This window comes from Olsenella kribbiana (assembly GCF_036408795.1).
In the GTDB taxonomy this organism is placed as follows: domain Bacteria; phylum Actinomycetota; class Coriobacteriia; order Coriobacteriales; family Atopobiaceae; genus Olsenella_L; species Olsenella_L kribbiana.
This window is the reverse complement of the sequence record NZ_JAZGJP010000010.1, coordinates 34,102-46,512: the sequence shown is the minus strand read 5'-3', so window position 1 is coordinate 46,512 and position 12,411 is coordinate 34,102. Positions and strand designations below refer to the sequence as shown.

Here is a 12,411-nt window from a genome sequence, read left to right as displayed (position 1 = left end):
TATAAATCTCCCGTACACTGGAGCCAACCTGCGATACGGGAGGCAACAATGGTAATCGATGCAAACATGTACTGGTTTCCCGAGGAGCTCTTCGGGGACCGCGAAGCGCTGGATCGCTTCATCGCGGAGGCGCCCCGCGTCTATGGGACCAATGTCTATCTGAAGAAGGGCGAAGGGCCGACGCAGATCGTGGTCGAGAAGCCTGAGGGCTTCCCGAGCCTCAACTATGCAGAGGGAGACTACCGCCTCGAGACGATGCTTGCCGATATGGACGAGGCGGGGGTCGACAGGGCCATCCTCAAGGTGCCGGGCTGCAACGAGTGGATGTCGCTCGAGATGTGCCGCCGCTTCAATGACGGGATGGCAGCGTATGCCGAGGCGTCGGGCGGGCGGATGGTGCCGCTTGCGGTCGTGCCTGCGACCGGCGGCCCCCGCGTGGATGCCGAGATCGACCGCTGCCTCGACGAGCTCGGCTTTGCCGGCGTGCAGCTCTGCGCCCATTACGGCACGCGCTATCTCGATGACGGACTCTTTGCCCCGCTCTTCGAGAAGCTCGACGAGAAGGGCGCCACGGTCTATGTGCACCATGTGCCCATTCCGGTAGACGCTTCGTCGCTTCTCGACTACAACAACCTGCGGCGCTCCTATGGCCGCTGCGTCGACCAGACGACCGCCGTGGGGCGCGAGCTCTTCAGCGACTTCTTCGTCCGCTATCCCCATCTCAGGCTCGTGCACTCGATGCTGGGCGGCGGCATATTCGCGATCGCCGAGATGCTCCTGCCGAAGCCGAGCAGAAGAAAGGATGCGGTCCAGCGTTTCGAGACGGATGGCGGAGAGCTTGCCAAGCGCCTGCGCGAGCATCTGTTCTTCGAGATGTCCCATGCCCAGCCCTGGGGAAAGGATGCGCTCGAATGCGCTGTCAAGGTGCTCGGGGCAGACCATATCATCTGGGGCACGTCCTATCCGGTCAGGAAGGAATGGCTGCTTGACGGACCTGCCTTCGTACGGAGCCTTGCTCTTTCGGATGAAGACAAGGAGCTCATGCTGGCCGGAAACGCGAAGCGCCTCTATCATCTTGACTAGAAGGGATAGGCGCCATGGAGCATATAGCGGAAGCGCCCTGCCGGGCAGGAGCTGGCAAGGCAGACGTGGAGCTCGCAGGCATCCTGCCCTTCGACGGGTTCGATGCCGTCCGCCATCCTCTTGCGGTCCGTGCCTTGGTGCTTGAGGACAAAGAGCGGATCTGCGTGGTCGCGCTCGAGCTTACCTCGATCAGGCCCGATCTGCTTGCGGAGCTGCGTGCCCAGGCCGAGAAGGCTTCGGGCGTCTCGGGGGCGGCGCTTTGGGTCGTGGCGACCCATACCTTCTCCGCTCCCCATGCAAGGACTCCCCAGCATCTGGCGTCGGATGCGCTCAGGCAGAAAAACGATGCGCTGCGTGCGGCCCTGGGAAAGGCGGTCTTTTCGGCGGTCTCCAAAGCGATGGATGAGCGCCAGCCTGCCTGCGTGCTTCGGGGCTCGGGCACGACCTCGGTGATGGTGAACCGCGATGTCGAGACCGAGCGTGGCTGGTGGCTGGGGAAGAACCCTGCAGGCCCGAGCGACCATCGCCTCTTCGTGCTCAGCGTGCAGACGCCCGAAGGCGGGCCTATCGCGACCGTCTTCTCTGCAGATGTCCGGTCCTCGGTCCTGAAGGATGCAATGGATGCCGAGGGGCAGGCCATGGTGTCGGGAGATCTGGCAGGTGCCGCTGCCGCGAAGCTCGAGCAGGCAGGGGCCGGCATCGCGCTCTCCATCGAAGGGTGCGCAGCCGATCAGGCACCACGCGAGAGCGTGGCGGCAGCCGAGGGACCTTCCTGTACCGGTGAGGCAGATGCAGTGCTTGGCCGGCTGGGAAGTGAGCTTGCCCGGGACGTGCAGGATGCTCTGGCCAGCCTCTCTCCCGTGCCGGGACGCGGCCTTGCTGCCTGTGCTGCCAAGGTGCTTCTGCCGGGAAAGGTGCGGGAAGACTTCGCGACGCTTGCGCCCCGCAGAAGCATCGTCTGGCGCCAGGACGCCCCGGTGGCCACGACCGTGAGCTTCCTGAGGATCGGCTCCTGCGTGCTTGCTGGCCTCGAGCCCGAGGTATCGAGCAGCTTCGGAGCATATCTCAGGGATGCTGAGGCGGGGCCGGAGGCGGTCTTCACGATGGTGAACGGAGCCCAGAAGTATCTGGCCGATGAGGAGGACTTCGACCTCATCACCTACGAAGCGATGAATTCAGGCTTCGCCCGCGAGGCGGCCTCTCAGCTCAGGCAGGCCGTGCTTCGGGGTACGGAGCGCATGAGAGAAGGAGGATGCGCATGAAGGTAGGATGCGCCCGGCGCGACATCACGCCCCAAGGAGATATCTATCTGATCGGCTACCGGGACCTGCCCAACCGTCTCGAGCCGGCAACAGCGGTCCACGACGACGTCTTCGCCAATGCCCTCTACTTCCAGGACGGGACGCGCGAGCTCTTCGTGCTGAGCGCCGATGTCCTCGAATTCGAGGAGAGCATGGCAGAGGAGGTGAAGACGCTTCTGTCCTCCCGCTATGGGATCGACCGCGATCTGGTGCTGCTCTGTGCCACGCATGACCATACCTCGATCGCTGCCTACCACAAGAGCTGGTGGACCCACAAGTTCGACCAGCACTACTACGACTGGCTCCTCGAGACGATCTGCTCCTGCTTCGAGGAATGCCGCAGCAACGCGCGCCAGGCCACAGCCAAGGTCGGAAGCCAGATAGTCACCGGCTTCTACGGGAACAGGAATGTCCCGGGAAAGCTGGCGGACAACGAAGTCATCGTCCTCGAGTTTTCTGATGAAGGGGGCGTGCCGTTTGCCGGGCTCGTGAACTGGGCGGTGCATTCTGCGGTCGTCGGCCCTGACACGACGGAGCTCACAAGCGAGCTTGCAGGGCTCGTGAGCAAGAAGCTCGAGCCTTCTCTCGGCTATTTCCCTGCCATGATCGTCGGTGCTGCCGGCGACTGCTCCGACCGCAATTTCCGCCAGGGGAGAGGCATCGCGGAGGTCGAGCGGGTATCCGACGGGCTTGCACGCGCAATCTCCAAGATACGACCAGAGCGCGCGGTGGCGCTGGACCGGATCGAGGTGCAGACAGCCTACCACACGGTCGCGCACGACAGCTTCCACCTCGACCTGAAGCTCGAGGTCATAAGCCTCGGAGGGCTTCATCTCTTCGTCTTCCCGAGCGAGCTTGGCGGCGACTTCGGCATCCGCATGCGCAAGGAATGCCCTGTCCAGGGTCTTGTCTTTGGCTACACCAATGGCTATTTCGAATACTTCTTCCCGGCATGGGAGTATGGCCTGTCCTTCGAGACCGAGCATACCCAGATACCCAAGGGAGAGCCCGAGAAGATCGTGGACAAGTTCTGCCAGGCTTCGAAGCTGCTCGGAGCCTATGACGGGACCCTGCGCCGCTGAGCGGTACCGCAATCCTGCGAGCGGCAGGTGTGCCTTAGGGCCTGCCGTCAAAAAGGCAGCTCATGGCCTTTGTATATCTCAAATGGAATAAGTATTCATCCAACAAGAATTGATACGGAATAATTCGCACCCTACACTGGGCTTGCCCAGCAGGCAGAAGGCTTGCTCAGGCAAGCGGCTATCAACAGGGCTCGTCCGGACTTCCTGACTGTCGACTAGGGAAGTGCACCGTCGAAGTCACCGATGGGGAGATTCCTCAGGGAGGATATCGCGATGAAATACCAAGAACTCTGCGAAACAATCATCGACAAGGTGGGAGGCAGGGAGAATGTCCAGGACGTCAGCCACTGCATCACGCGCCTGCGCTTCCATCTGAAGGACGAGGCCAAGGCCGATACGGCGGGCCTCAAGGCAACGAAGGGCGTCATCGACGTTATCCAGGCAGGAGGCCAGTACCAGGTCGTCGTCGGCTCTGCAGTCGAGGCCATCTATTCGGACCTCATCAAGATCGGCGGCTTTTCTGCCGAGCCTGCAGTCGATATGAACCCTGATGCCGCAAAGGACCTTGCACGCGAGCAGGACAAGAAGCAGGACCCCTTCACGCGCCTGCTCGGCGTCGTCTCCGAGATCCTGCAGCCGGTTCTCGGCGTCCTTATGGCCGGCGGTTTCCTGAAGTCGCTCCTTGCCCTATGCTCGGCTGCGGGCTGGCTTGCATCCACGAGCTCCACCTATGTGGCGCTTTCCGCTATCGGTGACTCCGTCTTCTACTTCTTCCCGCTGATCATCGGCTTCACCTCGGCCAAGCGCTTCGGCCTCAAGCCGGTCATGGGCATGGCGCTCGGCGGCATCCTTGTCTATCCGACGCTCGTCGCCCTGATGTCGGGCGATCCACTCTACACGATCGGTGCCGGCACCATCTTCGAGGCCAATGTCTACGGCGACATCTTCGGCATCCCGCTGGTCATGCAGGCCTACTCCTCGACGATCATCCCGGCCATCTTCGTGGTCTGGTTTGCCTCCAAGGTCCATGCCTGGCTCATGGACAAGCTCCCGTCGCTTGTTGCCACCTTCCTTGCCAACATCATCACCCTGTTCTTCTGCGGCATCGTCGGCCTCGTCGTGATCGGCCCGGTCACCACGGTTCTCTCCAACATCGTCGCTGCCATCATCCTCGCGCTCATCAACTTCCAGCCTGCCATCGCCGGCTTCGTTATCGGCACCTTCTGGTCCCTTCTTGTCATGTTCGGCCTGCATTGGGGCATCATCCCGCTGTGGTTCATCGACGTTGCGACCTATGGGTATGACCCGATTAACCCGCTCGTCTACGCCGGCGGCTGCGCTATCATCGGCGCCGTGATCGGCGTGATCGTCCGCTCGAAGGATGCCCAGGAGAACGCTGATGTCAACGTTCCGGCCTTGATCTCCTCGATCTTCGGCGTGAACGAGCCCGCTCTCTACGCAATCCTGATTCCGCGCAAGAAGCTCATGTGGGCAACCTTCATCTCGGCTGGTATCGGCGGCGCAATCGCTGGCCTTGCAGGCGCAAAGCTCTACTCCTTCGGCGCTTCCGGCCCGCTCGGCTTCCCCTCCTTCATCAATCCTGCTGGCATCGATGCCGGCTTCGTCGGCCTCATCATCTCCGGTGTCGTGGCACTCATCTGCGCCTTCGCAGCAGCGCTTGTCATCGGCTCCGCAAAGGATGCGGGCAACAAGGGCTTCACCCTCAAGGTCGAATAGCTTCTTCGAGCTCCAACAGAAAGACCCTGCGCAGAGCAGGTGCACGGGCGTGGCTGGGCATCCGGCCGCGCCCGTTTCGTGTCTGAAGGCGATGCAGAAAGAGAAAGGAACAGGACATGGCAATGCAGTTTGGGGATGCAGGAATCAGCAGGAGATCGTTTCTGGGCACGGCAGGCCTTGCAGCAGGAGCGCTCTTCCTGGCGGGATGTGGGACCCAGCCGGCAGCTTCCCAGGAGGCCGCATCTGCGGCAAGCTCTGGCAGCACAGAAGATGCGCAGACCGCATCCGGGCTTGCCCTCTCCCGGGACAGGTCGAGCGCAGGCACCACAGACGATGTCGCTTCCTTCTATGGGCACGTCAGGTCCGTCACTGCCCTGGCAAGGACCTATCCGGCAGGAGAGAAGGTCATAGGCGCTGCCATCGAATACGATGCTCCGCTCGATGCCGCATCTCTCGATGCCGGAGGCGGCGGCATCCAGCAGCAGGCTATCCAGCAGGGGTTGGGCACCTACTATGTGCTCGGCAGGACGATCTCTGCGCTCTATGTGAGCGATGCCCCGGAGCTCTCCGAGGAGGGCGGCAGCTCTTCCGGCGCCTATGCGATCATCGAGCTCGACCCTCGGGATGCAGGCGCCCAGACCCTGCTCTTCCAGATGAGCAGAGGGCAGGTCGGCTCGAACGGACCGGTCGAATTGGGGACAGACACGCTCAGGATCTGCCAGGTCAAGGACATCTCCTCCTCGTCGGGGGCTGTCTTTGCCGGAGATGCGACGATGACAAGATACATGGTCTCGTCCTCCACCTCGAATGCCCAGACGGCAGGATATGTGGCAGGGACCTTCGACGACGAGGCGACCGGCTGCCATGCCGCCTTCGAGCTGCTGCAGCCTGCAGGCTATGACAGCTCGAAGAGCTACCCTCTGGTCCTCTTCCTGCCGGATGCCGGCGTCACGACGAGCGACCCTGAGGTCAACCTGCGCCAGGGTCCGGGCGCTGTGGCCTGGAACGACGAGGAGGCCTACGTGCTCACGGTGGCGGGCACCACTGTCGATGTCGAGACCTGCCTCGATCTTGTCGACAGTCTTGCCGACGAGGGCTGCACCATCGATAGGGACCGCATATACGGCACGGGCGAGTCGGCAGGATGCATGGCGCTGATCTCCTATGCTGCAGAGCATGCAGACGATGACCGCTTCGCCGCCTATCTTTTCGTGGCAGGGCAGGGCGATATGGCACAGATCAAGCAGACGCCCTTCATTGCCTTTGCATCCGAAGACGACGAGAGCTCGTATGGCGGGCTGAGCGATCCGGAGAAGGGCATCCCTGCCATCGGCGTTCCCTATGTGGAGGCACAGCTCGACTGCACCTACGACTTCGACGGGGAAGGGCATACCTCCGGCCGGTGGGTCGACTATGCGGCAACCGGCGAGAGCAATCCCTCGGGCAACCAGGAGGGTGCCCGCGCGGCTGACTCTGACAGGACGCTCGATGAGCTCATGGCAGATCTTTCTGCCGAAGCTGCATCCACGCTCGGCAAGGCTGATGCCGAGGGTGCGCATATCGTCTTCTTCCATATCGCCGAGGGCACGCTCGATGGGACAGACAGCTCGATCCAGGGCGGCAATACCCATAACTTCACCTGGCAGTATGCCTATAGCATCCCCGAGATCAGAAGCTGGATCCTTTCGCAGCAGCGCTGAGGGAAAGGCCTGGCGCAGTGCCTGGATGCGCACGTCCAGGCACTGCTGGGCCATCGGGGCAGAGGGGCATGGAGCAGGAGCGCCGCAATACGAAAAAGCCCTCTTCGTCGGAAGACGGAAGATCGCTCACATGCACAAAGACGGGCGGGCTCCATATCGGATGCTTCGAGAACACGCCTCAAGAGGCGCTTGTCAACGTGGATGCCATCCTTTCCCAAGCGGGCATCGCACATGTCGCGGAGGAAGACATCCGCTATCGCATGTGGGCGAAGCTCATGCTCAATGTCGGCATCAACCAGACCTGCTGCGCCTTTGGCGCAAGCTACGGCGATGTGTATGCGGATGAGACCTCGGAGCTCTGGCGCACGTTCATCTCTGCCATGCGCGAGGTCGTGGCATTGGCGCAGGCAGAAGGCGTGGCACTTACGGAATCAGACCTTTCTGCCTATGCAGCGCTCGAGCGGACGCTCAATCCCGCCTCGACACCCTCCATGGGACAGGACTGCATCAATCGCCACCGAACCGAAGTGGACGAGTTCTCGGGCGAGGTCCTGAGGAGGGCAGAGAAGCAGGGCATCCTCGTGCCGGCGAACGCCTTCCAGAGCAAGCGCATCCGGAAGATTGAGGCGTCCTGTCTCTGATAGCATGAAGCAGCCCTGCGCCCAAGAGCTCTCTGTGCCCTATTCGAAGAGTTCCGGCAGATCGACCAGGATGAGGGCTGGATCGGGCGCGACCTCGAAACCTGAGCGGGAGAAGAAGCCGAAGCGGTAGCAGGGAAGCCCCGCGGCTCTGACCTGTGCCACTTCCTCATCGACCATGCCTTGCGTGATGGGCGTCTTCCTGAATTTTGCTTCGTAGAAGATATAGCCTGTCGGATCTTTCGTCACGACATCGAACTCTCCGTTGGCATGGTGTGCCGGATCGTCGTACCAATACCTGCCGATAGCATCGAAGGGGACTTCCATCCTGCCCGTGCGGTTCTGACGGATGAGGTATTGCCGGCATACCTCTTCGAACAGATGCGGAACATGGTTCTCTTCGAAATCCCGGTCGATATGGTGGCTATAGAAATAGTCCGGATCCTGGATCTGGCGAGCGGAAGCATTGCGGAAGATATAGCGGTAATAGAACAGGACAAGCGGGTCGATGATGCGATAGGCGGTCTTGCGTCTGCTTTCGGGATCGTTGATGGGCGTCTGCTTCTGGACGAGCTCCATGGAGATGAGCTTGTCGAGCACGGCGCTCATTGCCTGGCCGCTCGAGACATGCGATTGGGCCAGTATGTCTTTCCAGCGGGAGTATCCCTGGACAAGGGCCAGGAACACCTCATTGGCATTTGCCATCTTCGAGATTTCCTGGGAGAGACAGATCTCGACCTCCGATTCGAGGCGTGCGCCTGGTGCTGTAACAAGATCGATGATGTTGTCACGGACACTCTTCGAGCTGTCGACCAGACGGTCGTAATAGGGAATGCCTCCGAACACGCTGAAGAGGCGGACCCTGTCTTCCGGCGAGAAGTTGGGAAAGAACCTGCCTGCATCGTAGTAGTCCATAGGATCGAGCTTCATGGCAAGATCGATTCTGCCGTAAAGAGGGTTCTCCCGTTCGAGCAGGGATTTCATGACATCGACGAAGGAGCCGCAGAGTATGAGCTTCAGGTGCGAAGTCTCACGGTAGGTATCGATGAGGACCTGCAGGATGCTGTCGAGCCCGCTCACGACATCGCGCAGATAAGGATATTCATCGAGAACCAGCACCATGTCTCTGCTCTCTGCCTGGCGGAAGAGGAAGTCTGCAATCTCCCGGAAGCTCGAAAATGCCAGCGGAGGAAGCCCAAGCGTGTCCGATAGCGCGCGGGACAGATTGCTGAGGTTGTCAGCTTCGGATGTCTGGGTGCATTCGAAGTAGATTGCCGTGCACTGAATCTTCTTGAGCGTCTGCTTGATGAGTTCGCTCTTGCCAACACGACGGCGTCCATAGATGAGTACGTTGCGCTGGGAAGGATTTGAAAGCTCTCGGATGAGCCTGTCCAGCTCTCGCTCTCTTCCAATGAATTCCATAGCGGAATCCTTTCTCGACGTATCTGTGCGGCTATAGAGATTTTAACTCAAAAACTTTTGACTCAAAATAAATTGAGTCAAAAACAATTGAGTTAATTGCATGCAGGAAGCAGGGATGCTGCGCGTTTGACAAAGAAAAAAGCTCCCCTCCGAAGAGAGGAGCTTTGCATTTTCGTGGCTGGAGCAGAGGGATTCGAACCCCCATTACAGGCACCAAAAACCCGGGTCCTGACCATTGGACGATGCTCCAAAGCTGGGAATCAAGTGTATCAGGTCTTTGAGCTGCGTGCCAGATGGAAGCTACTTTGCGAAGGCTGCGCAGATGGCATCGAGCAGAAGGACTGCGAGCGTCTGGGCATCGCTTGTCGTGAACGTGCCATTGTAGTCGGGCCCCACCGGAAGCTCGATGCGCAGAATCGGCTGCTCGGCATCGGAGAGCTCGAGGGCGCTCCTGATGCGCGTGGCCAGGGTGTCGGTGTCGTCGAGCGTGAGGTTAGCGACATTCGTCGAGTTCTCAGGCAGGGGAGATGCTGCCATGCTGAAGATTGCCTCGCAGTCGGGCGTGGCATGGTCGGGATCGTCTACGAGCTCGAGGCCAGAGTTGTTCGCTGTTGCGCTTGCGAGGTTGAACATGCGGCCGGCCACATTCCTCGAGATCGGATCCTCGCCGGTGATGGCGAGATGGGTACCTTCGAGCACGTTGGCTGCGCGGGCATAGCCCATGACGCCCATGGGGTGCGGGCCAGCTGCGGGCTTTCCGGCCCATACATGGTGCAGCCGCTCGATAGCATCGAACGTCTCCGGGAATGCCATGCCGTCAGCAAGCTGGCCGACGCCTTCCTGGAAGGACTTCACGGCAGCCTCGGTATGGGCGCCAAAGAAGCCATCTGCCTCGCCGCAGGAGAAGCCGAGGATGTTCAGGGCATTCTGGAGCTCGCGTACGTCGTTGCCGTGGAAGTTCGGCAAGCGCAGATAGAGGGTGCGGTCGCCCATCTCATAGCACTCGTCCACGAGCGCTGCCCAGGTCTGGGCATCCACAGCCTGGCCGAGCGGCAGATCGTGCTCGATGCGGAACTTCGCGACCGCATTTGCCGTCGAAGGGCCAAAGTGGCGCTCGGCGCACTCCTCGTCGTCGATGGTGTACCCAAGATGCTTGAGACGGTCCTGGATGTCCTCGACAGCGTCGCCGCTTGTTCCCTCAAGAATGGGATTCATCCGTTCCTCTTTCATATCTATGCACCCCATATCGCTTCATGCGGATGGTATGCGGAGCTCAATTTGGGAAGGTCTCGCATGCTACACGCTTTGTATGGTACGCGTCTTCGCAAGATGGTCTAGCCGGCGCGCTCCACAAAAAAGTCGGCCATATCGAGGAGGAGCTCTTCGGCATCGGCTGCCCAGCTGAGCCCCTCGAGATGGCTCTTGGCCGAGGCGGCAAGTTCGTGGGCCTCTTCGCGCACGGCGTCGATGGCGCCTGCCTCGTCCATGAGGGCAACGGCACGGGCCTGCGCATCCGGATCCTCCGTATGGGCAGAGAGGATGGAGATGAGCTCGTCGTGTGCAGCTTCAGGCAGCTTCTCGAGGGCAAGGCAGACCGCAAGCGTGCGCTTTCCTTCCGTGATGTCGCTCCGGAAGTCCTTGCCCTGCTTCTCGGCATCGCCGACAAGGTTCAGAAGGTCGTCCTGGAGCTGGAAGGCAAGGCCTGCATCCATGCCAAAGGCATGAAGGGCAGCTACCTGCTCCTTCGTGCCGCCTCCCGTGATGGCGCCTGCTGCGAGAGGCGTTGCTGCCGAATAGTAGGCTGTCTTGTGCCTTGCCATGACCCTATAGTCATCGGGTGTGATGTCCCAGCGCCCATCCCTCGTCCAGCCGAGGTCCAAGGCCTGGCCCTCCACAGTGCGCTGCTCCATGCGGGCAAGAAGGGAAAGGACGGAGAGCTTCGTCTCTGCATCGAGCGTGCAATCGTCCAGGATGCCTGCAAAGGTGTGGACGATGCCGAGGTCTCCGATATTGATTGCGACGCCTGTGCCCTCCGTGAGGTAGGTGCAGGGCTCGCCGCGGCGCAGCTGCCCCTCATCGGCGATATCGTCGTGGATGAGGGCAGCTGACTGGAAATACTCGATAGCAGAGGCACAGGAGAGCGCACGGGCTTCGTCTCCGCCTACGGCCTCGGCGCCCAAGAGCACAAGGGCAGGGCGGGTGCGCTTGCCGCCTGCTTCGGTGAAGCGGGCAAGCGGCGCATAGGCATAGCGCTCCATGTCATCCACTGACTGCGTCCCGGCTTCGGGCTTCGGTGCATGCTCGGCCAGGTACGCATTGATGGCAGGACGCTTCTGAGCAAGATATGCCGCAAAGAGGCGGCCGTGCGCTTCTCCCATAGCGGTCTATCCCTCGTAGCCGTTCGGGTTCTTGGACTGCCAGTTCCAGCCATCGCGGCACATATCGTCGATTGTGTACTTGGCCTTCCAGCCCATCTCGCGCTCTGCCTTCGAGCAGTCGGCGTAGTTCGCATCGACATCGCCCGGACGGCGCGGCTCGATTCTGTACGGAAGCTCCTTCCCGCAGGCCTTGGAGAAGGCCTTGATGATCTCGAGGACCGATGTGCCCTTGCCGGTGCCGAGGTTGAAGATTTCGACGCCTGTGCGGCCGTTCATCCAGCGCAGTGCTGCGACATGGCCGGTACCGAGGTCGCAGACATGGATGTAGTCGCGCACGCCTGTGCCGTCAGGCGTGTTGTAGTCGTCGCCGTAGACATGGACATACTCGCGCTTGCCGACAGCGACCTGTGCGACATACGGAAGCAGGTTGTTGGGGATGCCCTTCGGGTCCTCGCCCATGAGTCCGGAGGGGTGCGCTCCGATGGGGTTGAAGTAGCGGAGCAGCACGACATTCCACTCGGGGTCTGCCGTGTGGAGGTCGGTCAGGATCTGCTCGATCATCCACTTCGTCCAGCCATAGGGGTTCGTGGCAGGCTTCTTCGGGCTCTCCTCGGTGAGGGGCAGGGAATCAGGCTTGCCGTAGACCGTGGCGGAGGAGCTGAAGATGATGTCCTTGCAGCCGTGGTTCCTCATCACGTCGACGAGGGTGAGCGTGTTGCCGAGGTTGTTCGTGTAGTATTCGATCGGCTTCTTGACGGACTCGCCGACAGCCTTGAAGCCTGCGAAGTGGATGACACGGTCGATATCGTTCTCGTCGAAGATCTCGTTCATCGCCTCGCGGTCATTCACATCGGCACGATAGAACGTGAGGTTCTTTGCCTTCTCTTCGCCGACGATCGTATCGATGCGGTCGATGACCTTCTCCGAGGCATTGGACAGATCGTCCACGATCACGACCTGGTAGCCGCTGTTCAGGAGCTCGACGACCGTGTGGCTGCCGATGAATCCTGCACCGCCGGTGACAAGGACGCAGGTATCCTTCGGATCCTTCTTCTCGCTCATGTACGTCT

The 12,411-nt window shown here is 60.9% G+C and carries 10 protein-coding genes and 1 tRNA gene; 6 read left to right on the top strand and 5 right to left on the bottom strand.

All coding sequences use genetic code 11. The features are described 5' to 3' along the window. Positions 1-48: 48 nt before the first annotated feature. From VXJ24_RS07960 to VXJ24_RS07935, 6 genes are all read left to right on the top strand, one after another. A complete protein-coding gene (locus tag VXJ24_RS07960) occupies positions 49-1,083 on the top strand; it encodes an amidohydrolase family protein (RefSeq protein ID WP_330972397.1) in 1,035 nt (344 codons plus the stop codon). A 14-nt stretch (positions 1,084-1,097) separates the two neighbouring features. Then, positions 1,098-2,345: a hypothetical protein gene (locus tag VXJ24_RS07955; RefSeq protein ID WP_330972396.1), complete on the top strand. Its 1,248-nt coding sequence runs from the start codon at positions 1,098-1,100 to the stop codon at positions 2,343-2,345. Further along, positions 2,342-3,466 (top strand): neutral/alkaline non-lysosomal ceramidase N-terminal domain-containing protein, encoded by a 1,125-nt coding sequence (locus tag VXJ24_RS07950; RefSeq protein WP_330972395.1) that lies wholly within the window; start codon positions 2,342-2,344, stop codon positions 3,464-3,466. The genes VXJ24_RS07955 and VXJ24_RS07950 overlap by 4 nt, the downstream gene beginning before the upstream one ends. Before the next feature lie 273 nt (positions 3,467-3,739). Next, a complete protein-coding gene (locus VXJ24_RS07945) occupies positions 3,740-5,203 on the top strand; it encodes a PTS transporter subunit EIIC (protein WP_330972394.1) in 1,464 nt (487 codons plus the stop codon). Between the two features lie 116 nt (positions 5,204-5,319). Continuing rightward, entirely contained in the window at positions 5,320-6,903 is a 1,584-nt protein-coding gene (locus tag VXJ24_RS07940) for a twin-arginine translocation signal domain-containing protein (protein WP_330972393.1), read from the top strand. Between the two features lie 68 nt (positions 6,904-6,971). Next, complete coding sequence (locus VXJ24_RS07935) at positions 6,972-7,544, top strand: ketopantoate reductase family protein (RefSeq protein WP_330972392.1); 573 nt, start codon at positions 6,972-6,974, stop codon at positions 7,542-7,544. Between the two features lie 39 nt (positions 7,545-7,583). Here VXJ24_RS07935 and VXJ24_RS07930 read toward each other — a convergent pair whose 3' ends face one another. From VXJ24_RS07930 to galE, 5 genes are all read right to left on the bottom strand, one after another. Then, positions 7,584-8,963, bottom strand: coding sequence for an ATP-binding protein (locus VXJ24_RS07930; protein WP_330972391.1), 1,380 nt, complete (start codon positions 8,961-8,963; stop codon positions 7,584-7,586). Between the two features lie 175 nt (positions 8,964-9,138). Then, positions 9,139-9,213, bottom strand: a tRNA-Gln gene (locus VXJ24_RS07925). Positions 9,214-9,263: 50 nt separating this feature from the next. Continuing rightward, positions 9,264-10,178, bottom strand: a complete 915-nt coding sequence (locus tag VXJ24_RS07920) for a peptidoglycan-binding domain-containing protein (protein ID WP_330972390.1) — start codon at positions 10,176-10,178, stop codon at positions 9,264-9,266. 119 nt (positions 10,179-10,297) lie between these two features. After that, complete coding sequence (locus tag VXJ24_RS07915; protein ID WP_330972389.1) at positions 10,298-11,341, bottom strand: polyprenyl synthetase family protein; 1,044 nt, start codon at positions 11,339-11,341, stop codon at positions 10,298-10,300. A gap of 6 nt (positions 11,342-11,347) precedes the next feature. Further along, the gene (galE, locus tag VXJ24_RS07910; RefSeq protein ID WP_330972388.1) at positions 11,348-12,403 is read right to left on the bottom strand and encodes a UDP-glucose 4-epimerase GalE; all 1,056 of its coding nucleotides are present in this window, start codon (positions 12,401-12,403) and stop codon (positions 11,348-11,350) included. Positions 12,404-12,411 lie beyond the last annotated feature (8 nt).